15 protein-coding genes and 2 pseudogenes are annotated in these 21,809 nt (G+C 44.6%); 13 read left to right on the forward strand and 4 right to left on the reverse strand.

Going from position 1 to position 21,809, the window contains the following annotated elements; genetic code table 11:
- Positions 1-39 precede the first annotated feature (39 nt).
- The 7 genes and pseudogenes from CI959_RS13980 to CI959_RS14010 all read left to right on the forward strand — a co-directional run bounded on the left by CI959_RS13980 (position 40) and on the right by CI959_RS14010 (position 7,520).
- Positions 40-3,261, forward strand: coding sequence for an efflux RND transporter permease subunit (locus tag CI959_RS13980; RefSeq protein ID WP_057317713.1), 3,222 nt, complete (start codon positions 40-42; stop codon positions 3,259-3,261).
- A gap of 3 nt (positions 3,262-3,264) precedes the next feature.
- A complete protein-coding gene (locus CI959_RS13985; protein ID WP_172680054.1) occupies positions 3,265-4,656 on the forward strand; it encodes a TolC family protein in 1,392 nt (463 codons plus the stop codon).
- 23 nt (positions 4,657-4,679) lie between these two features.
- Positions 4,680-5,447: an acyl-ACP--UDP-N-acetylglucosamine O-acyltransferase gene (lpxA, locus tag CI959_RS13990; protein WP_057317715.1), complete on the forward strand. Its 768-nt coding sequence runs from the start codon at positions 4,680-4,682 to the stop codon at positions 5,445-5,447.
- A gap of 183 nt (positions 5,448-5,630) precedes the next feature.
- On the forward strand, positions 5,631-6,092 hold the full coding sequence (locus tag CI959_RS13995) for a hypothetical protein (protein ID WP_057317716.1): 462 nt from the start codon (positions 5,631-5,633) through the stop codon (positions 6,090-6,092).
- Between the two features lie 128 nt (positions 6,093-6,220).
- Positions 6,221-6,370 (forward strand): annotated as a pseudogene (locus tag CI959_RS21540) (integrase); the annotation flags it as partial.
- A 28-nt stretch (positions 6,371-6,398) separates the two neighbouring features.
- Positions 6,399-6,704, forward strand: a complete 306-nt coding sequence (locus tag CI959_RS14005) for a hypothetical protein (RefSeq protein ID WP_229047375.1) — start codon at positions 6,399-6,401, stop codon at positions 6,702-6,704.
- 123 nt (positions 6,705-6,827) lie between these two features.
- A complete protein-coding gene (locus tag CI959_RS14010) occupies positions 6,828-7,520 on the forward strand; it encodes an ATP-binding protein (protein WP_249931811.1) in 693 nt (230 codons plus the stop codon).
- Positions 7,521-7,597: 77 nt separating this feature from the next.
- Here the strand turns inward: CI959_RS14010 and mdh are convergent, their stop codons facing one another.
- Entirely contained in the window at positions 7,598-8,539 is a 942-nt protein-coding gene (mdh, locus tag CI959_RS14015) for a malate dehydrogenase (RefSeq protein ID WP_005855409.1), read from the reverse strand.
- Positions 8,540-8,811: 272 nt separating this feature from the next.
- On the opposite strand from mdh, the gene CI959_RS14020 reads away from it, so the two are divergent.
- Together CI959_RS14020 and CI959_RS14025 are read left to right on the forward strand one after the other, a co-directional pair.
- Positions 8,812-11,589: a SusC/RagA family TonB-linked outer membrane protein gene (locus CI959_RS14020; RefSeq protein WP_036633046.1), complete on the forward strand. Its 2,778-nt coding sequence runs from the start codon at positions 8,812-8,814 to the stop codon at positions 11,587-11,589.
- 12 nt (positions 11,590-11,601) lie between these two features.
- Positions 11,602-13,227 carry a RagB/SusD family nutrient uptake outer membrane protein gene (locus tag CI959_RS14025; RefSeq protein ID WP_009276253.1) on the forward strand — a complete coding sequence of 542 codons (1,626 nt, stop codon included), beginning with the start codon at positions 11,602-11,604 and terminating at the stop codon, positions 13,225-13,227.
- A 51-nt stretch (positions 13,228-13,278) separates the two neighbouring features.
- Here the strand turns inward: CI959_RS14025 and CI959_RS14030 are convergent, their stop codons facing one another.
- Genes CI959_RS14030 through CI959_RS14040 form a run of 3 tightly spaced genes read right to left on the reverse strand, consistent with a single transcriptional unit; the run spans position 13,279 to position 15,590 of the window.
- The gene (locus tag CI959_RS14030) at positions 13,279-14,463 is read right to left on the reverse strand and encodes a class I SAM-dependent rRNA methyltransferase (protein WP_005855414.1); all 1,185 of its coding nucleotides are present in this window, start codon (positions 14,461-14,463) and stop codon (positions 13,279-13,281) included.
- Positions 14,464-15,045 carry a 3'-5' exonuclease gene (locus CI959_RS14035; protein WP_009276254.1) on the reverse strand — a complete coding sequence of 194 codons (582 nt, stop codon included), beginning with the start codon at positions 15,043-15,045 and terminating at the stop codon, positions 14,464-14,466.
- Positions 15,042-15,590 carry a DUF5063 domain-containing protein gene (locus CI959_RS14040; RefSeq protein WP_036633050.1) on the reverse strand — a complete coding sequence of 183 codons (549 nt, stop codon included), beginning with the start codon at positions 15,588-15,590 and terminating at the stop codon, positions 15,042-15,044. Before CI959_RS14040 ends, CI959_RS14035 begins: the two co-directional genes overlap by 4 nt.
- Before the next feature lie 182 nt (positions 15,591-15,772).
- Between CI959_RS14040 and CI959_RS14045 the strand changes: the two genes are divergently transcribed.
- The 4 genes and pseudogenes from CI959_RS14045 (at position 15,773) to CI959_RS14060 (ending at position 21,770) form a co-directional block, all read left to right on the forward strand.
- Positions 15,773-17,257, forward strand: coding sequence for a 4Fe-4S binding protein (locus tag CI959_RS14045; RefSeq protein ID WP_036643638.1), 1,485 nt, complete (start codon positions 15,773-15,775; stop codon positions 17,255-17,257).
- Between the two features lie 22 nt (positions 17,258-17,279).
- Positions 17,280-18,674: pseudogene (locus tag CI959_RS14050) on the forward strand (aldo/keto reductase).
- Between the two features lie 168 nt (positions 18,675-18,842).
- On the forward strand, positions 18,843-20,228 hold the full coding sequence (locus tag CI959_RS14055) for an aldo/keto reductase (RefSeq protein WP_008780876.1): 1,386 nt from the start codon (positions 18,843-18,845) through the stop codon (positions 20,226-20,228).
- Positions 20,229-20,249: 21 nt separating this feature from the next.
- The gene (locus CI959_RS14060; RefSeq protein ID WP_005855429.1) at positions 20,250-21,770 is read left to right on the forward strand and encodes a 4Fe-4S binding protein; all 1,521 of its coding nucleotides are present in this window, start codon (positions 20,250-20,252) and stop codon (positions 21,768-21,770) included.
- The last annotated feature ends 39 nt before the right edge of the window (positions 21,771-21,809 follow it).

Consider the following 21,809-nt stretch of genomic DNA (forward strand, 5'->3'; position numbering starts at 1 on the left):
AAGACAAATATTCGCTTTTGTCGAGTAAAAACGAAAGATATGAAATTAGATAGATTTATAAACCGCCCGGTGCTCTCCACGGTGATTTCCATCTTGATTGTCATCTTGGGTTTCCTAGGCTTGATCTCCTTGCCGGTTACCCAATATCCGGATATCGCCCCTCCAACCGTTTCGGTTCGAGCAACTTATACGGGTGCCAACGCGCAAACGGTATTGAATAGTGTGATCGCGCCTTTGGAAGACCAGATCAATGGTGTTGAGAACATGATGTATATGAGTTCCAATGCCTCTAATAATGGTTCCGCGGATATCTCCATTTATTTTAAGCAAGGAACGGACCCGGATATGGCGGCTGTCAATGTGCAGAACCGTGTATCTATGGCGCAAGGCTTGTTGCCTGCCGAGGTAACGCAGATTGGTGTGACGACCCAGAAACGTCAGAACTCTATGTTGTTGGTTTTCTCCGTATATGCGGAAGATGATCGTTATGACTCAGAGTTCCTTGAGAATTACGCGAAGATTAACTTGATCCCGGAAGTCCAGCGTGTGCCGGGTGTAGGTGATGCCAACGTGTTGGGTACGGACTACTCCATGCGTATTTGGTTGAAGCCGGATGTGATGGCCCAATATAAATTAAGTCCGAGCGACGTAACCGTAGCCTTGTCTGAGCAGAACGTCGAGGCCGCTCCGGGTTCGTTCGGCGAGCAAGGAAATCAGTCTTTCCAATATACGATCCGCTACAAAGGACGTTTGCAAGAGGCGAATGAGTTTGAGCAGATTGTTGTAAAGGCTTTGCCGGATGGTGAGGTCTTGCGTTTGAAAGATATCGCCGATATCGAGTTGGGGCGTTTGACTTACAACTTTATCAACCGTGTAAATGGTCACGATGCCGTTACCTGTATCGTTTACCAGATGCCGGGAACCAACGCTACGGAAACAATTAGTAACATTGAAACCTTGCTGGAGGAAACCCAGTTGACAATGCCTCCCGGAATGAAGGTGAATATTTCCATGAATGCCAACGACTTCTTGTTCGCTTCTATCCATGAGGTAATCAAGACTTTGCTGGAGGCGTTCGTATTGGTGTTTATCGTGGTATATGTGTTCTTGCAGGATTTGCGTTCTACGTTGATTCCGGCTATCGCTATCCCGGTTGCCTTGATCGGTACCTTCTTTATGCTGTCGTTGATCGGGTTTAGTATCAACTTGTTGACTCTTTGTGCCATGGTGCTTGCCATCGCGATCGTGGTCGATGACGCGATCGTCGTTGTCGAGGGTGTCCATGCCAAGTTGGACCAAGGGTACAAGTCGGCGAAACTAGCTTCTATCGATGCCATGAGTGAGTTGGGTGGCGCTATCGTCTCCATTACGTTGGTCATGATGTCCGTGTTTATCCCCGTAAGTTTCATGGGAGGTACGGCCGGTACGTTCTACCGCCAGTTCGGTCTGACGATGGCGATCGCTATCGGTTTGTCCGCCTTGAACGCCTTGACATTGAGTCCCGCGTTGTGTGCTATGTTCTTGAAGCCGCATGATGAGGAGCATAAAGAAAAGAAAACGACATTTGTTTCCCGTTTCCATACTTCATTCAATGCGGCTTACGATTCTTTGCTGGCTAAGTATAAGAAACGGGTCGTGTTCTTTATCCAGAAGAAATGGCTTTCATTCGGTATTGTCGCCGGTTGTATCGCCTTATTGGTATTCTTGATGCAGGTTACGCCTACCGGTATGGTGCCGAACGAGGATACGGGTACGATCATGGGTGCCGTTACATTGCCGCCGGGAACTTCTCAGGAACGTACCTATGAGGTGATGAATAAGGTAGATAGTTTGATCGCGGCAGACCCTGCGGTAGAGTCGCGTACGGCGGTTGTTGGTTTCAGCTTTATCGGTGGTCAAGGACCTTCTTACGGTTCATTCATCATCAAGTTGAAAGATTGGGAAGACCGTTCTATGATGCAGAACTCGGATATCGTATATGGTAGCTTGTTCATGCGTGCCCAAAAGATCGTGAAAGACGCTCAGGTATTGTTCTTTACGCCGCCTATGATCCCGGGTTATTCCGCATCCAGTGATATCGAGTTGAATATGCAGGATAAGACCGGTGGTAACTTGGATCGTTTCTTTGATATCTCCAAGGAATACATGGCCGCTCTGACGGCACGTCCGGAGATCAAGTCGGCTCAATCTACGTTTAACCCGAACTTCCCGCAATATGAGATTGATATCGATGCTGCCGCTTGTAAGAAAGCCGGTATCAGTCCAAAGGATATCTTGTCTACCTTGCAGGGATATTATGGTGGTTTGTATGCCTCTAACTTCAACCGTTTCGGTAAGATGTACCGTGTAATGGTGCAAGCGGATCCCGATTTGCGTAAGAATATGGAGTCTATGAAGAACATCAAGGTAAAGAGCGGTAACGATATGGCTCCGATCTCCCAATTCATTACGATGAAGAAGGTCTACGGTCCGGATATTATCAGCCGTTTTAATATGTATACCGCTATCAAGGTCATGGTTGCTCCGGCAGATGGTTATACCAGTGGACAGGCGTTGAAGGCGATCGATGAGGTGGCAAAGACAACGCTTCCGGCAGGTTTCGACTATGAGCTGGGTGGTATGGCACGTGAGGAGGCAAGTACGAGTGGTAGTACGACGGCCTTGATTTTCTTGTTGTGTTTCGTATTCGTTTACCTATTGTTGAGTGCCCAGTATGAAAGTTATATTCTTCCTTTGTCCGTATTGCTCTCTGTGCCGTTCGGTTTGATGGGTAGTTTCTTGTTCGTTCAAGGTTGGGCCGCGTTAGGAAATATCCCGGCGTTGAAGATGATTGTGGGAACCATGTCTAACAATATCTATATGCAGATTGCCTTGATCATGTTGGTAGGTTTGTTGGCGAAGAACGCTATCTTGATCGTAGAGTTCGCTTTGGAACGCCGTCGTATGGGTATGAGTATCACATGGGCTGCCGTATTAGGTGCCGCTGCTCGTTTGCGTCCGATCTTGATGACCTCATTGGCGATGGTTGTCGGATTGTTGCCTATGATGTTCGCGTTCGGAGTAGGAGCGCACGGTAACCGTACATTGGGTACGGCGGCTATCGGTGGTATGTTCATCGGTATGATCTTCCAGATCTTTATCGTTCCGGTTTTGTTCGTGGTGTTCCAGTACTTACAGGAGAAATTCAAGCCGATCGAATGGGAAGATTTGGATAACAGCGATATGAGTACGGAAATAGAACAGTACGCTAAAATAAAATAAGAGATGACAATGAAGAAACAAATTATATATATGGTATGTGCGACTGCTTTGTTAAGCAGTTGCCATATCTATAAGGCATACGAGCGTCCGGATTCCATCGATGCGACGGGAGTTTATCGTGATCCGGTTTCCGAGACGGATACATTAGCTTCCGCGGATACGACCAATATGGGAAACCTGCCTTGGAAGGAGGTTTTCCGTGATCCGAAGTTACAGGCGTTGATTGAGGAGGGATTAGCCAATAATGTAGATATGCAGGCAGCCGTTCTTCGGGTAGAGGAGGCGAAGGTATTGTTGACTTCCGCCCGTCTGTCTTTTTTGCCTTCTATTAATTTCGCTCCCCAAGGGACGATTACATCGATTGGAAATAGCGAATACGTAAAAGCTTACTCAACACCTTTGGCCGCTAGCTGGGAGGTTGACCTATTCGGCAAGCTATTGAACGCGAGCCGTGGCCAAAAAGCCACCTATTTACAGAGCCAATATTCAAGACAGGCCGTGCGCTCTCAATTGATCGGCGGTATAGCGAATACGTATTATACCTTGTTGATGCTTGACCGGCAGGTGGAAATTACCGCTAAGACGGTTGATATCTATAAAGAGAATGTTCGTGTCATGGAGGCTATGAAGATAGCGGGTATGGCTACCGAGGCTGCCGTGACGCAAATGCGTGCCGCTTACCATCAGGTTTCCGGCTCGTTGATCGAGTTGGAGAGCCAGGTGCGTAGCGTGGAAAACTCATTGTCCGTGTTATTGGCTAAGGCCCCTCAACAGATTGATCGGGGTACTTTGGAGGAACAAGTAATGCCGGAGGATATCATGGTGGGTGTGCCTTTGCAATTGTTGGAGAATCGTCCGGACGTGAAGATCGCGGAGATGACACTTGCCAGTGCCTATTATACGACGAACAAAGCCCGTGCCGCTTTTTATCCGGGATTGAATATCACGGCTACAGCGGGCTGGACGAATGGTTCAGGTATTTCTGTCGCCAATCCGGGCCAATTTATGTTTCAAGCTTTGGCTTCGTTGGCTCAGCCGATCTTCAACAATGGTAAGTTGGTCGCTAACTTGAAGGTATCGAAGGCAGAAGAGAAGATCGCTCAAATGAATTATCAGCAGACGATTCTGGAAGCCGGTAAGGAGGTGAGTGATGCTTTACACCAGTATGATGCCACGAGCAAGAAGCTTGTTCAAGACAGAGCGCAGATCGAGCAGCTAGAGAAAGCGGTGGCTTACACCAGCGCCTTGTTCCAGTCGGCTCAATCTACTTATTTGGAAATCCTTTCCGCCCAGCAGAGTCTTTTGAGTGCCCAGTTGACGGAAGTGTCCGACAATGTGCAGCGTATGCAAGCGGTTGTCAGTTTATACAGTGCCATCGGTGGTGGTAGAGAGTAATAACCTTTAAATGTAGTAAAGTTATGATTAGTCCATTAGCATATGTAGATTCAAGCGCAAAGATCGGGAAGAACGTTACGATTCATCCTTTTGCGTACATTGATAAGAACGTGGAGATCGGGGATGATTGCGAGATCATGCCTCATGCCAGCTTGATGAGCGGTACACGCATGGGAAATCGCAACCGTGTATTTAACGGGGCTGTTATCGCTGCTGAGCCTCAGGATTTCTTTTATAAGGGAGGTGATACGATCACCGTAATCGGAGATGACAACGTGATCCGTGAGAATGTGGTGATTAACCGTTCCTCGACAGCGGAAGGACGTACTAGTATCGGAAATGGTAATTTCTTGCATGAGGGGGTACATGTATCTCATGATACGCGGATCGGAAACCATAGTGTATTTGGTTATGGCAGTAAGATTTCCGGAAATTGTATCTTGGAAGATTACGTGATCTTCGGAGGCAATGTATTGATGAGCCAAGGATCCCGGGTTGGATCTTGGGCGATGATTCAAACCGGTTGTCGTTTCCGTAAGGATATCCCTCCTTTTATCGTAGCGGCAAAGGAGCCTACCACGTATTATGGCGTGAACTCTTTCATCATGTCTCATGAGGGATTCAGTGAAAAGGTTATCAAGCATATCAGTCATGCGTACCGGATCATCTTCCAAGGAAACAGTAGCCTTACGGACGCCTTGCTAATGATCAAGGATCAGGTTCCGATGAGTAAGGAGATCCAGCATATTATAGATTTCGTAGGTGAGTCTAAATTAGGTATTATCAAATAAATACCAATAACAAATGATAGGTAAAAGCCGAAGGAAATGATTTCCTCCGGCTTTTTTATGTAATGGAAGGACGGTTTGGTTAATAATATTTGTTAAATAATGGTAAACGTGCAGCATTTGTCTCTTTTTAAGTGTCTTACTAATAAAACAACACGCAATGAAATCCAATAAAGGAGGTTTAATATGAAAAAGTCATTTTTATTATATCTTATCATGTCTGTATTTCTCATCGGTTATTGCGCTTGCGATAATGATGAGGAAAATTTTGATACGGCTACTACCGGACAAGTGATCAAAGTCCCGGATGATATCAAATCTTTTAATTCAGTTACAAAAGAAATCGTTTTCGAGAAGAATATTTCTATCAAGCAAGACGTGCTAGGCAATGAGAAGGTTGAATTCCGGATAGCTGGAAACGGTCACTTCACGGTAGGCAGTATCTCTTCGATAAGTTCCGTTATCTATAATGCCCCAGTCTTATTAGGGGATTATCAGAGATATTATTTATATGATGGATATCCTATTGTGGATGTTCTACAAAATGAGGTAAGTAACCAAGAGGAAAGGGACGAAAACATGCAAAAGATAGAGAAAGCTTGGAGCAACTTCCTGAAAGTATTGAATGAGGCTGGAAAGTTGAAGTAGTGATTACCGGTTTGGGATGTAATTCTGCGATACATCTTTTTTGCGCATTTAATAAGTACGTTCTGTATTACATTTGCTAGCGTTTAAATTTAAGTAAATGTGATGAGTATGGGAAAGAACGATTAGGTATGCGGACGTACATAACCGAGTTATGTGAGGGAGGACATCATTCTACGGCGAAGAGTTATCAAGATGCCTTGAATTCATTCAAGCGGTTTAGTGGTCGGGAGGAAATCCCTTATACCTATATTAATAACGAGAACCTTCTATTTTATCAAAATTTCGGAGAAACTTTGCGTCGACAGATTGGAGAAACGTGTGGCGAGCCAGCCGGAAGGGGAGAAGGATTATGAGGTCTATGTCGCTTCCCAAAAGGAGATGAGCCTCACTGCTGCAGGCAAGCGGAAGTGGGTAGAACGAATCCTGTCCCGCTCCATAGTTTTCATCCGCTGTACCGATACCTTACGTAGAAAGGAGATCGTGCACCTTCCATACATCAAACGTTTCATGGTGAACATCGCCGGAGAGAGGCGAGGCGGCATACGTCCCGTGGCCTTCATTCCGGACGATCAGATGGCCAAGCTTCGCCGGATGGTGGGACCTGTTTTGTGATTCGCATAGACTTGCTTGGCTGTGCCAAGGTCAGTATTTCCCGTGATCTGCTTGGTGGGGTTTCTTTGCTTGTTGCTAAATTATATGCATGTATGTCTGAAAAAGGCAGACAAACCCTGTATCGTGGCTTTTGATGAATTTCAGCAGATTTCCAAATACCCTGAAAAAAATATTGAAGCTTTATTGCGCTCCCATATTCAGCATTTATCTAATGTGCATTTTATCTTTTCAGGCAGTGGGTGTCATTTGGTAACGGAGATGTTCCTCTCTTCCGCTCGTCCATTCTATAACAGTACATCGATTTTGGAATTGTATCCTATCGTCGCTGAAGAATACATACCTTTTGTCTGTCATTGGTTTGATGTGTATGAACGGGCTATTCGTGAGGAAGATGTATTGGTTATATATCGTTTGTTTGAGGGGAATACATATTATATGCAGAAAACTTTTCATGAAGCTTTTATAAATATCCCTATAGGCAGTAGTTGTACGTTGGATATATTACGGCAGACAGTTGATGGAGTTTTGGAAGAGGCAGGCGATGGATATCGCCAACTATTGTCCAGAATTCCCGAACGTCAGAAAGAATTGCTGTATGCCATAGCCTCAGCAGGTAAGGCGGAGAAGATTATGAGTGCCGGTTTCATTCGTAAATATTCATTGGTCTCCAGCAGTGCAGTCCAAGCGGCTGCCCGTAAACTGATGAAATTGGATTTGCTGACTGAAGAAGATAATATTTATTTTATCCCGGATATTCTGTTCCGTATGTATCTTCAGCGGCTAAAGAACACGAATATTATCTTCATTCCGTCGTAACTATCCGTATCCACATAAAAAGAAAGAGGCTAACCCCGAAGGATCAGCCTCTTTTATCGCTTTAATAGAAATTCAAATTAAAGTGCACCCACTTCTTTCAAAGCCTCGTTAGTCTTATGAACAGCGGCAGCGCTCTTAGCGAACAACTCTTTCTCCTCAGCTGTCAATTCCAACTCAACGATCTTCTCGATACCGTTCTTGCCAAGGATAACAGGAACACCGATGCAAAGATCAGATTCTCCGTACTCACCTTCCAAGTAAACAGAGCAAGGAACCATCTTGCCTTGGTTGTGGATGATAGACTCAACAACGAATGCTCCAGCAGCACCCGGTGCGTACCAAGCGGAAGTACCTAACAATTTAGTTAATGTAGCGCCACCAACCATTGTGGAAGCAACAACCTCTTGCAATTTCTCTGCGCTTAACAATTTGCTAACAGGAATACCTTTGTAAGTAGCCAAGCGAGCCAACGGAATCATTGTAGTGTCACCGTGACCACCGATTACCATACCCTCAACCTCGTTAGCGTTACAGCCTAGAGCCTGAGACAAGAAATATTTGAAACGAGAGCTATCCAAAGCACCACCCATACCGATGATACGGTTCTTCGGCAAGCCTAAAGACTTCAATGACAAATAAGTCATTGTATCCATCGGGTTAGAGATAACTACCAAGATTGCGTTCGGAGAGTATTTCAAGATGTTTTGAGCTACGCTCTTAACGATACCAGCGTTAACACCGATCAGTTCTTCGCGAGTCATACCCGGTTTACGAGGAATACCAGAAGTGATAACTACAACGTCAGAGTTAGCTGTCTTCTCATAATCGTTTGTGCAACCTACAACCTTAGTATCGAAACCTAGCAATTGAGCGGTCTGCATCATATCCATCGCTTTACCTTCGGATACGCCTTCCTTTACGTCTAGCATTACAACTTCGTCTGCCACTTCATTGAAGGCAAGAACATTTGCGCAAGTAGCGCCTACATTTCCGGCACCAACAACTGTTACTTTTGACATAATAAATAAGTTTTAGTATGTTATTACTTAATAATACGCTATGTTTTTTAACGATGGCAAAGGTACAATCTATTACGGAATAAAGAAATATTTCCGTATATATTTTTGAGGGACATTATTAAATATCGCTAAAGCCTTGTCGAGGCTTCTTGACAACTTGGTACGCTTTTATTTTTAAGATCTTGAGGAAATGTTGTATCTTGGGTGCGAACAAAACTAAACCGAGGGAAGTTTTATTTATATGGGTTATTAATCTTAAATCCAACGTACTTATGAAAGTTTTTATATATATCCGAAAAGTCCTGTTTTTGTTTCTCTGCGGGGCCTTGTCTTTCTCTTACGGCTACGGTCAGGAGCTACCGCTTCTGCCGGATACGATCAAGCCTCTCTTGTCGGACTCCAATTTGATAGATGAGTTGATCACTGTCGGATATGCTACGGGCAATCGTAGTACTTTATCCGGTTCCGTAAATCGGGTGAATGAAGGAGGGATGAATGAGGGATTGATCTCTACACCCTTGGACGCTCTTAGGGGAAGGGTGTCCGGCGTTAGTATCCCGGTTGGAGGAAATAGCGCCGCTGCCTTGGCTGCCGTCCGGGTCCGGGGTACAACTTCCTTGACGGGAGGTAATGATCCGTTGGTGATTATTGATGGGGTTTTTGCCGATCTTAATTTACTTAGCTCGATCTATCCGGCGGATATCGAGAACTTCACGATCTTGAAAGATGCCTCTGAGACTGCTCAATATGGTTCTCGTGGTGCTTCCGGTGTTATCGAGGTAACGACAAAGAAAGGGCGGCAGGGAGCTTTTAGTATCAGTTATGATGGGAGTTTCGGTGTGGAGGCGGCTTATAAAAGTTTGGATATGTTATCGGCGAATGGTTTCCGGAAACTGGCGGAGGAACGTAATATCGGTATTTTAGATTTAGGGAATAATACGGACTTTCAGGATGAGATTACCCGGTTGGGGTTGGTGCAGAATCATCATATCGCTTTTGGGGGTGGTTCGGAGACTTCCAGTTATCGTGCCTCCTTGGGATTTGTGGAAAGGGAAGGGGTTATCCGAAATACGAACTCACGTAATTTTACGACCAAGTTGAATATTACGCAGCATGCGTTCAATGATCTTCTGGTCTTTGATTTAGGCATATTTGGTTCCTTGCTAAAAAATGCTTATTTAAATGATGTACAGAAGATGTTCTATTCCGCCGCTACTTTCAACCCGACATTTCCGAATCATAAGAATATGGAGACGGGTAGCTGGGATCAAATAACCAACGCTAGCCAGATCACGAACCCTTTGGCCTGGTTGGAGGTGAAGGATGATGATTCGAATGCTCATATAAATACGCACTTAAAACTGGTTTTTAACTTGAGTAAGCATTTAATGTTTACGGCTTTCGGTTCGTATACCTATAATGTAATAGATAACGCCCAATACCTCCCTACTTCGGTTTGGGCGCATGGGCAGGCTTATCGGGGGGAGCGGAAAACAGAATCTTTATTAGGAGATTTCATGTTGGCCTATAAAAAAGACTTTGGTTTGCATCAACTAAATGTATTGGGATTGGCGGAAGCTCAGAAAATGATAACGAGAGGTTTTTATACGACTGCGACGAATTTCAGTACCGATCGTTTTGGTTATGATAATTTACAGGCAGGTGCGGTACGTTTATGGGAGGGGACCGGTTCTTACTATGAGGCTCCTCATCTGGCTTCTTTCCTTGGACGTGTGAATTATATTTATGATGGAAAGTATATCGCTACCGTGAATGCCCGTGCGGATGCCTCTTCGAAAGTGGGGGCCAATAATAAATGGGGTTTTTTCCCTTCGGCTTCTGTCGCTTGGGTGTTGACCGAAGAGGAGTTTATGGAAGGTGTCTCGTGGGTAAGGAATTTAAAGATTCGTTCGGGATATGGCCTATCCGGTAATCAAGACGCGATCGATTCTTACAATTCTTTGCGATTGATGAAACCTAATGGGGTTGTTTCCGTAAATGGTGCGCCCACCGTTACCTTGGGTACGATCCGTAATGCGAATCCGGACTTGAAATGGGAGGTGAAACGTACGTTCAATGCCGGTATCGATGCCGGGTTTTTCGACAATCGTTTTATTCTTGCCGTAGATTATTATAATTCCAAGACGGATGATATGTTGTATTTATACGATGTAAGCGTTCCGCCTTTCGCTTATAATAAAATGTTGGCGAATCTGGGATCGATGCGAAATAGTGGCGTGGAATTGGGTATTGGCGTCACGCCCTTGCGTACGAAAGATATGGAATTGAATATAAACGTAAACGTAACTTTCCAACGGAATAAATTGCTCTCCTTGAGCGGTTACTATAAAGGGGAATATATGTCCGCCCCGGAATATACTAGCATCTCGGATTTAAATGGGGCTGGTTTCCATGGAGGGTATAATCATATCGTTTATCAAATGGTCGGACAGCCTTTGGGTGTTTTTTATTTACCGAAATGTACAGGTTTGGTTTCCGATGGGAACGGCGGCTATAAGTATGAGATTGAGGACTTGAATGGAAACGGGGTGAGTTTGGAGGATGGTGAGGATCGTTATATTGCGGGACAAGCTATGCCGAAAACACTTTTAGGCTCTAATATCAGTTTCCGGTATAAACAATTCGATCTATCAGTACAGATTAACGGAGCCTTTGGGCATAAGATTTATAATGGAACATCGCTAACTTATATGAATATGGATATATTCCCGGATTATAACGTGTTGCGAGAAGCCCCATCCCGGAATATCCAAGATCAGACGGCTACGGATTATTGGTTGGAGAAAGGGGATTATATCAATTTTGATTATTTGACGTTGGGTTGGAACGTGTCTCTTGGTAATTTAAGGAAATATGTAAGAAACGTACGGCTTTCGGTTTCCGTAAATAATTTGGCGACAATTACAGGTTATTCGGGATTGACTCCGATGATAAATAGCTCTATCGTAAATAATACCTTAGGTATAGACGATAAGCGATCTTATCCGGTGGTTCGTTCCTATACGATGGGGTTGAGTTTTAATTTTTAAAAAGGTGTTCGTATGAGAAAGCTTTCTATTTTATCCTATATATTTGCGGGTTTGATGTTATCGTCGTGCGATGGCTATCTGAAAGAGGACCCTCGTGATCAGCTTTATCCGGAGGATGCGTACGATACCCCTCAGAATGTCTATCTGAATACGGTTGCTTCCTTATATAATTATATCGGAGGTTATAGCGATAGCCAAGGATTGCAGGGAACGTACCGGGGTGTCTACGACTTGAATACCTTTACGACTGACGAGGCCATGCTCCCGACTCGTGGCGGCGACTGGTATGACGGCGGTTTCTGGCAAGGTCTCTTCTTGCATAAGTGGGGAACGAATAGTGACGCTATCCAAGCTACTTGGGAATATCTGTATAAAGTAATCGTATTAAGCAATCAATCTTTAGAGATATTAGGCGAGTTGCGGCAAAAAACGGATTATAACGATTTAGATCGGTATGAGGCGGAGGTTCGTGCTTTTCGTGCGATGTATTATTATTATTTAGTCGATATGTTTGGCCGTGTCCCTCTTATCGTTTCTTCTTCCATTCCGGTGAAAGACGTGCGGCAGAGTGACCGGAAAGAGGTCTTTGATTTTGTTGTAAAAGAATTACAAGAATCCCTTTTGTTATTGAGTACGGCGCATAGTAATTCGCCCGGCGATTATTATGGAAGAATTACGAGACCGGTTGTTTATTTCTTATTGGCGAAGTTGGCCTTAAACGCAGAAGTGTTTACGGATAACGACTGGACAGATGGTCTGCGTCCGAATGGACGGGAAATCTATTTTAGAGTAGGCGAGAGGAAGTTGAACGCTTGGCAAACGGTTGTGGCGTACTGTGATTCAATAACAGACTTAAACTATAGCTTATCTCCGAACTATGCGGATAATTTTTCTGTATTTAATGAATCGTCAGGAGAGAATATTTTCACGATTCCGATGGATAAGAACTTATATACGAACCAAATGCAATATCTTTTCCGCTCCCGTCACTATAATCATGCCAAAGCATATGGATTGGGGGGAGAGAACGGCTCTTGCGCTACGATAGAGACCCTTCGGGTATTTGCGTATGGGACGGACTCGGTCGATACCCGATTTTATGAGAATTATTACGCCGATACGATGTTTGACCTCAATGGTGATACGATTCGGTTAGATAATGGGACTCCTTTGGTGTATTTACCTCTAGAGGTTAGGTTGGATTTGTCTAGGTTGCCTGCCGAGAAAACGGCGGGTGCCCGCATGAAGAAATACGAGATCGATAAGATGGGGACGAAAGATGGAAAGCTATCGGATAATGATATCGTATTATTCCGTTATGCGGATGTCTTGTTAATGAGATCGGAAGCGAAAGTTCGTAATGGAGAGAATGGGGATGAAGAGTTGAATGCCGTTCGTTTCCGTGTGGGAATGTTACCTCGTAAGGCGACATTAGAAAATATTTTGGCTGAGCGTCAACTGGAATTGGCTTGGGAAGGCTGGAGGAGGCAGGATTTGGTGCGTTTTGGAAAGTTTACCCGCCCTTATACGGATCGCCCTCAATTGCCCCATGAATCGAATGGCTATACCACTGTTTTCCCCATTCCCGATAAAGTCCGTTCCTTGAATCCGAACTTGACACAGAATCCGGGGTATTAACTTGAATTTTGGGTGAAAACTAATTCTTTGTTTTCACCCAAAGAGCATATCTTATTCTACATACAATACTAAACCTTTCAGATATTCCCCTTCCGGATGGTAGATATTCACCGGATGATCTGCGGGTTGGGTTAATTGATGTAAGATTCGGACACTACGGCCGGATTGGGCGGCAGCACTAAATACGGCTAAACGGAAATTCTCTTTACTAACTACTTGAGAACAAGAGAAAGTAAACAAGATTCCTCCCGGCTTGATCTTCTCGAAAGCGATCGCATTTAATTTGCGATACCCTTGTAAGGCGTTACGTAGTACATTCTTATGTTTAGCGAACGCAGGAGGGTCCAATATGATTAAATCATAATTACTTCCCATTTTTTCCAAATACTTAAACGCATCTTCCGCATATGCCTCATGACGGGGATCTCCCGGGAAATTCAACTCGACATTCTTTTTCGTCAAAGAAATCGCTTTCGCCGAACTGTCTACGGAATGAACTACCTTAGCGCCTCCTCTCATCGCATAGAAAGAGAAACCGCCCGTATAACAGAACATATTCAATACGGAGCGATCCTTTGCGTAATGCTCCAACAAAGAGCGATTCTCCCGTTGATCCACGAAGAAACCTGTCTTTTGGCCTTTCTGCCAGTCTACACAGAATTTCAGTCCGTTTTCTATAGCGATATCTTCCACTTCGCCTCCGAATAAGTAACCATCTTCGCTACCTAAATTCGCTTTATAAGGTAAAGTCGCTTCCGATTTATAGTAGATGTTTTGTAAAGTATCGCCCAATACCGCTTTCAAAGCCTCCGCGATCTGATGACGGGCATAATGCATTCCTACCGAATGTGCTTGCATAACCGCCGTATGCGCATACATATCGATCACCAATCCCGGTAAATTATCGCCTTCGCCGTGAATCAGGCGGAACGTATTATTATTTTCTACCCCAGCCAGCCGCAAGGTCTTTCTGAGTTCGTAAGCAATACGGATACGTTCGATCCAAAAAGCATCGTCGATGGCGATTGGGGTGAAAGATAACACACGTACGGCGATACTGCCGATTTGGTAATGGCCGATTGCCAAAAAACGCTGGTTCGCTCCGTATACCTCTACCAAGTCACCCTCTTCCGGGTCGCCTTCAACAGATTGGATCGCCCCGGAAAATACCCATGGATGGAAACGCAATAGCGATTCTTCTTTCTTAGGCTTGAGAAAAACTTTACAATACTTCATTTATGCTTGATTCAATAAATTATATATTCTTAGGCAAGCCCAAGCATCGAGGGCCGCATATTTCTTTTGTGAGTCTGTCAATACATCCGCCTCCCAATTCGTGAGGCGTTGTCCTTTTGATATTTTTTTTTGGAAAAGTATCGCATATATCTTTTGCAGGCTGGCATCCTCAATGCCGAACTGGCCTACGTAATTCTGTAAATCAAGGAAATTGGCGGGTTCTATATCCGAACGCTTCCGTATCGCCCCGAAATCATCCCGTAAAGATAACCCGATCTTTAAGGTCGAACTGCTTTTCAGGAATTTCTCCAGAGATTCCGGTATACCGATATGATTCAAGCGGAACAAGAAACAAGTATCATCCGTTGATATCTGCATCAATGAGATCTTGTAACGCTGTCCTTTCTTAAAGCTGGGACGGGTCTCCGTATCAAAACCGACAATCGGAAAACGCAGCAAGTACTCTACGGCCTTGTCTGCCTCCTCTTTACTAAGGATCGTAATGATACGTCCCTTGAATTCCTCTACGGTAAGTTTCGCTATTTCCTCTTTAGTAATTGTATGTATAAATTGTTGTATCATTCTTCCTCTTCATTCTTTTCCAAATCCTCATCACCACTGTAACGCATAGCGTGCAACGCTTTCAAGGCATTCAATAATTGCTGTCCCCAGTATTCTTGGAAGTTCGTGCGGCACAAAGCGATAGCCTCTTGCATAACTTCCTCGTTTCCTTGACGGAATAAAGATACAAAATTTCCTGTATCTTGATAGACATCTGCCAAATTCTCGGAAATAAACGCTGCGATAGGAGTATCGCTATACCGCATATCCGCATGAAATGTTTCCAGATAGGAATCTCGTTCGCCAAGCAAACCGGCTATCCGTGAACGAACCGACTCGTACATGTCTTCTGAAACGGAAAGCTCAAGCTCGGTTTCCTCTTCAGATTCCACTTCGGGCAACAGGCTGGCCTTTAAATATAAAAGAGGCAAAAGTTTTGTCGCCTTATCTACGAAGTCGAAAAGCCCGGTATTTCCGGCGGCCTCAACAAAGGTACAATATTCCAGTGCTACCGTAACAAATTCTAGCGTGTTGCGCTCGTATATCGGATTTTCTTCTTTTTCCATGTGCCTGTTCGTCTAATCATTCTTGATAACAATTCGCAAAAATACAACAAAAATCCGTTTTTTTCGTGATAAAGCCCCGAATATTCTTTTTGCTCTTGAGTTCAAAACATCGTTTATGTTAATTTGCTTTTTTTGTGATAAAAACGAACGTATTATTTATGTAAACAGAAAAATGATCTTATATGTTACGTAAAATTAGATTAACACTCGCTGTCATTATCTTTACTATGACCACTCTTTTGTTCCTTGACTTTACGGGGGTAACGCATTGCTGGTTGGGATGGATAGCAAAAATGCAATTCCTGCCGGCCTTATTGGCGGTGAATGTTGGGGTTGTATCGGTATTATTGGTATTAACCTTACTCTTTGGACGTGTCTATTGTTCGGTTATTTGTCCGTTAGGAGTATTTCAAGATGTTGTTTCTTGGATAGCCGGAAAACGCAAAAAGAATCGTTTCTCTTATTCCCCGGCAGTCTCATGGTTACGTTATGGAATGTTAGGAATTTTTATTATCGCTTTTTTAGCGGGTATCGGTTCTCTGGTGGCTCTATTAGATCCGTATGGAGCCTATGGACGAATAGCCTCGAATCTTTTTGCTCCTTTATATCAATGGGGAAATAATCTCTTGGCTTATTGGGTGGAGCGTGCGGATAGTTATGTCTTTTATTCTGTAGATGTGTGGATAAAAAGTGTGGCTACGTTTGGGGTAGCGCTCGTTACGTTTGTGGTTCTTTTCCTATTGGCTTGGCGTAATGGACGTACGTATTGTAATACGATCTGTCCGGTGGGTACGGTCTTGGGATTTGTCACCCGTTTTTCTTTTTTAAGACCGGTGATCGATGTAGAGAAATGCAACGGATGTGGCTTATGTGCCCGTAATTGCAAGGCTGCCTGTATAGATTCGAAAAATCATTCGATTGATTATAGTCGTTGCGTTACTTGCTTGGACTGCATCGATAAATGTAAAAGAGGAGCTTTGACATATGTGCCTCGTAAACGAAAAACAGAATCGGAGAGAGAGGCTGATCGACCTGAAGAAAACACCCGCCGTAATTTCTTAACTTTTACGGGATTGCTGGCGACATCGGTATTGAAAGCCCAGTCGGGGGTAAATGCGGATGGAGGGTTGGCGGATATTGCGGATAAGTTAACCCCGGATCGTATGACCCCGATAGTTCCGCCCGGGGCTTTGAGTTTACGAAACTTCACCGGACATTGTACGGCTTGTCAACTCTGTGTCTCGGTATGTTCGAATCAAGTTTTGCGTCCTTCTACAGATCTAAAGAAGTTTATGCAACCGGAAATGTCGTATGAGCGAGGATATTGTCGTCCGGAATGTACGAAATGCTCCGAGGTTTGTCCGACCGGTGCGATCCAATTGATTACGAAAGCGGACAAATCCGCCACGCAGATTGGACATGCGGTATGGATCAAGGAAAATTGTGTGGTGAATACCGATGAGGTAAATTGTGGCAACTGTGAGCGGCATTGTCCGACGAAAGCTATTCAGATGGTGGCGAAAGACCCCAATGATCCTAAATCATTGAAAGTACCGGTTATCGATACGGAACTTTGTATCGGTTGTGGCGCATGTGAATATTATTGTCCGTCTCGTCCGTTAAGCGCAATCTATGTTGAGGGACATGAGAGACATCGTACGGTTTAATAATCTCAAAAAATGTATGGTAATGAGTAATAATAATATAGATCGCAGGAATTTCTTAAAAGTATTGAGCACCGGTACGGCCGCTGCCTCGACAGGGCTTTTATATGGATGTGGTGGAGATCCTAAGCGGCAAGGTGTGTCGCAGACCGGAAGCTATTTGGGTGAAGTCCCGACAGATAAGATGACATACCGGACGAATCCGCATACGGGCGATAAGGTCTCCTTGTTAGGATATGGATGTATGCGCTGGCCGTTGCGTCAGAAAGCGGATGGATCGGGGGAAGAGATCGATTAAGAAGCGGTGAATGCATTGGTGGATTATGCGATTGCTCATGGCGTGAACTACTTTGATGTGGCACAGGTTTACGTGCGCGGTCTTTCCGAACAGGCAACAGGGCTAGCTCTTAGTCGCCATTCCCGGGATAAATATTTTATCGCCACGAAGCTTTCAACCCATCGTCCTGTACCGGAATGGCGTACTCTTGAGGGCTCCAAGGGCTTGTTCGAACAGTCGCTAAAGAATCTGCGAGTGGATTATATCGATTATTATCTGATTCATGGTGTAGGTCTGGGGGGCATGGACGATTTGAGGAAGCGCCTTTACGATAACGGTGTCTTGGATTTCTTGTTAAAGGAGCGGAAAGCCGGTCGTATCCGCAATTTGGGCTGGTCGTTTCATGGAGACGTCAAGGTCTTCGATTATTTGTTATCCTTGGATATCCCTTGGGACTTCGTTCAGATCCAGTTGAATTACGTGGATTGGAAAAATGCTTCTGGTTGGAACGTGAATGCGGAGTATTTGTATGGGGAATTGGAGAAGCGTAATATTCCCGTCGTTATCATGGAGCCTCTTTTAGGCGGGCGTTTATCTCGGCTGAATGCCCTTTCGTTGGCTAAATTGAAACAGATGCGTCCGGATGACAGCCCGGCCTCGTGGGCTTTTCGGTATGCGGGCTCTCCAAAAGGAGTACTGACCGTGCTGAGTGGTATGGTGTATATGGAGCATTTACAAGAGAACATCCGAACCTTCTCGCCTTTGGAACCGATTACGGAACAAGAAAATAAGGCTTTGGAAGAGGTGACGGAGAGGATGCTACATTCGGATTTCGTACCTTGTACGGAATGTCAGTATTGTATGCCTTGTCCGTATGGCTTGGATATTCCGGGAACGTTCGCTCATTATAACCGTTGCGTGAATGACGAGCTGGTTGCGAAGAGTTCACAGGATGCGAATTATCGGGAGGCTCGCCGGGCGTTCTTAGTCGGTTATGATCGTAAGGTTCCTAAACTTCGTCAAGCCGGACACTGTATAGGATGCGATAAATGCGTACCGAAATGTCCGCAAGGCATTAAGATACCGGAGCAAATGCGAAAGATCGATCAATACGTGGAGCAATTGAAGCAAGAGACTTTATAGTCTTATTTAAAATACCTGCTTTATTCGTGATAAATCCCCGATTATTCTTTTTAGTCGGGGATTGTTCTCTATTATTACCTGTTTTACTATTTTTGTCGAAATAATAGAAGGAATGTTAATGATAGACTAATGTTGGATATACTAATAGGATAAAAAACCGATCGAGTTATGAGTTCATGTGGAAAGAATGAGAACCCTCAAGAGATGAATCGCCGTAAATTCTTGAAGGTATTTGGGGGTGGGGCTGTCGCCTCTTCGGCGGCGCTTTACGGTTGCGCTCCCAAGAATGAGCCGGGGGCGGCTGTGGCGTTAGGTGAGGTTCCTACCGATAAAATGACCTATCGCCAACATCCTACGAATGGCGATAAGGTTTCTATTTTAGGATATGGTTGTATGCGTTGGCCCTTGAAACAAGGATCGGACGGTAAAGACCAGATTGATCAAGAAGCCGTGAATCGTTTAGTGGATTATGCGATAGAGCATGGGGTGAATTACTTTGATACTTCTCCTGTTTATGTACAAGGTATGTCCGAGAAAGCGACCGGTATCGCATTGGCACGCCATCCTAGGAACTCCTATTATTTGGCCACTAAACTGTCAAACTTCCAGAACTATACGAGAGAAAACTCGTTGGCGATGTATCGGCAGTCGTTCCGTGATTTGCAAACCGATTATCTGGATTATTATTTGCTTCACTCTATCGGTGGGGGGAATGGTATCGAGCTTTTCAATGACCGCTATATAAATAATGGAATGCTTGATTTCTTGGTGAAAGAACGGGAAGCGGGACGTATCCGTAACCTAGGTTGGTCTTTTCATGGGGATGTAAAAGTGTTTGATTATGTGTTGGATATGGGCGTGAAATGGGATTTCGTTCAGATACAGCTGAATTATCTGGACTGGAAACATGCCTCGGGGCGTAACGTAAACGCTGATTATCTGTATGGCGAATTAGAGAAGCGAGGTGTTCCGGCGATTATCATGGAACCGCTATTAGGAGGTCGCTTATCGAATGTTCCGGATCATATCGTTGCTCGTTTGAAACAGCAACGGCCTGAGAATAGCGTGGCTTCATGGGCTTTTCGTTTCGCCGGCTCTCCGGATGGGGTCTTGACGGTGCTAAGCGGCATGACTTATATGGAGCATTTGCAAGATAATATCCGTACCTATTCCCCGCTTATCCCGGTAACGGACGAGGAGAAAGACTTTTTGGAAGAGACGGCCCAGCTTATGATGAAATATCCGACAATACCTTGCAATGATTGCAAATATTGTATGCCTTGTCCATATGCGTTGGATATTCCGGGTATTCTCTTACATTATAATAAATGTGTGAACGAAGGGAATGTTCCGAAAAGCGCACAAGACGAAAATTACGCGAAAGCTCGTCGTGCCTTCTTAGTCGGTTATGACCGGAGTGTCCCAAAGTTGCGTCAAGCGAACCATTGTACAGGGTGTGAGCAATGTAATCCTCATTGTCCGCAGGGTATCGATATCCCCAAAGAGATGCAGCGTATCGATAAATTCGTGGAAGAGTTGAAAGTGAATGGTTAACCTTTAAACAAACGGAAAATTATGTTACGAAAAATAAGAATATTCGCCGCCACCTTTTGCTTTGTGCTGATAACCCTGTTATTTCTTGATTTCACGGGTACGATTCACGCTTGGTTCGGATGGTTGGCAAAGATACAGTTTTGGCCTGCGTTGTTGGCTTTGAATGTCGGTGTTGTGGTAGGGTTGATAATCTTGACTCTTTTATTGGGGCGTGTATATTGCTCCGTTATCTGCCCTTTAGGGGTATTGCAAGATATCATTTCGTGGTTTGCTAGTAAACGGAAGAAATACCGCTTTTCCTATTCTCCCGCATTGAAGTGGGTACGTTATGGTACCTTGGTTATTTTTATATTGGCTTGTATCGCTGGTATCGGTTCCTTGGTAGCGTTGATTTCGCCTTATAGCGCTTATGGGCGTATCGCTTCTAATTTATTTGCGCCAATCTATCAAGAGGGCAACAATCTATTGGCCTATTTCGCAGAACGTATGGATAGTTACGCATTCTATTCGGTGGACGTATGGGTGCGTAGCCTGGCTACGATGGGAATCGCTATTCTGAGCTTTGTCATATTGGCGATTTTAGCTTGGAGAAATGGACGTACATATTGTAATACGATCTGTCCGGTAGGTACGGTTCTCGGTTTTTTGTCGAAGTATGCTTTACTTAAACCTCGTATTGATACCGATAAATGTAATGGTTGCGGATTATGCGCACGTAAATGCAAGGCTTCTTGCATCGACTCTAAGAATCATGCGATCGATTATAGCCGTTGCGTGACTTGTATGGACTGTTTGGATAATTGCCGTCAAGGCGCGATTTCGTATACGAGGGCACACAAGGCTGATAAAGCTACTTCGGTAAAAGAATCCTCAACGAAGGACACTACGGATGTTTCCCGCCGTCGAGCCTTGTCAGCTACGGCATTGGTAGCCATGTCTTCTGTTTTGCATGCTCAGCAGAAAAAGCTGGAGGATTATGTGGAGATGAAGAAAGACGGAGGCTTTGCGCCGATTAAAGAACGTAAAGAGCCGAATCGTTTGGCACCATTGGTTCCTCCCGGAGCTTTGAGTATTGGGAATCTGGCCCAACATTGCACGGGGTGCCAGCTTTGTGTATCTGTCTGCGAGAATCATGTCTTGCGTCCGTCTACGGATCTGATGAAACTGATGCAGCCGGAGATGGCTTTCGATAGAGGGTATTGCCGTCCGGAATGTGTGAAATGTTCGGAGGTTTGCCCGACGGGAGCGATCAAACCGATTACGAAAGAAGACAAATCTGCTATACAGATCGGTCATGCCGTATGGGTAAAAGATCTTTGTATTGTCAATACGGACGGTATGAGTTGTGGTAATTGTGAACGCCATTGCCCGACAAAATCGATCCAGATGGTGGCGAAAGATCCTGCAGATCCGAAGTCGTTAAAGATCCCGGTGATCAATACGGAAACTTGTATTGGTTGTGGTGCTTGCGAGTACCTTTGTCCATCTCGTCCTTATAGTGCGATCTATGTAGAAGGACATGAGATGCACAGATCTATTTAATGCCGTTAAAATCTATCCCCAAAAACATGTACGTGTTTC

Source organism: Parabacteroides sp. AT13 (assembly GCF_002272965.1).
GTDB classification, from domain to species: domain Bacteria; phylum Bacteroidota; class Bacteroidia; order Bacteroidales; family Tannerellaceae; genus Parabacteroides; species Parabacteroides distasonis.

Excerpts from the sequence above, each read along its gene's own strand:
- CI959_RS13980 (WP_057317713.1), top strand. The coding sequence starts at position 40 with ATGAAATTAGATAGATTTATAAACCGCCCGGTGCTCTCCACGGTGATT.
- CI959_RS13985 (WP_172680054.1), top strand. The coding sequence starts at position 3,265 with ATGACAATGAAGAAACAAATTATATATATGGTATGTGCGACTGCTTTG.
- lpxA (WP_057317715.1), top strand. The coding sequence starts at position 4,680 with ATGATTAGTCCATTAGCATATGTAGATTCAAGCGCAAAGATCGGGAAG.
- CI959_RS13995 (WP_057317716.1), top strand. The coding sequence starts at position 5,631 with ATGAAAAAGTCATTTTTATTATATCTTATCATGTCTGTATTTCTCATC.
- mdh (WP_005855409.1), bottom strand. The coding sequence starts at position 8,539 with ATGTCAAAAGTAACAGTTGTTGGTGCCGGAAATGTAGGCGCTACTTGC.
- CI959_RS14020 (WP_036633046.1), top strand. The coding sequence starts at position 8,812 with ATGAAAGTTTTTATATATATCCGAAAAGTCCTGTTTTTGTTTCTCTGC.
- CI959_RS14025 (WP_009276253.1), top strand. The coding sequence starts at position 11,602 with ATGAGAAAGCTTTCTATTTTATCCTATATATTTGCGGGTTTGATGTTA.
- CI959_RS14030 (WP_005855414.1), bottom strand. The coding sequence starts at position 14,463 with ATGAAGTATTGTAAAGTTTTTCTCAAGCCTAAGAAAGAAGAATCGCTA.
- CI959_RS14035 (WP_009276254.1), bottom strand. The coding sequence starts at position 15,045 with ATGATACAACAATTTATACATACAATTACTAAAGAGGAAATAGCGAAA.
- CI959_RS14040 (WP_036633050.1), bottom strand. The coding sequence starts at position 15,590 with ATGGAAAAAGAAGAAAATCCGATATACGAGCGCAACACGCTAGAATTT.
- CI959_RS14045 (WP_036643638.1), top strand. The coding sequence starts at position 15,773 with ATGTTACGTAAAATTAGATTAACACTCGCTGTCATTATCTTTACTATG.
- CI959_RS14055 (WP_008780876.1), top strand. The coding sequence starts at position 18,843 with ATGAGTTCATGTGGAAAGAATGAGAACCCTCAAGAGATGAATCGCCGT.
- CI959_RS14060 (WP_005855429.1), top strand. The coding sequence starts at position 20,250 with ATGTTACGAAAAATAAGAATATTCGCCGCCACCTTTTGCTTTGTGCTG.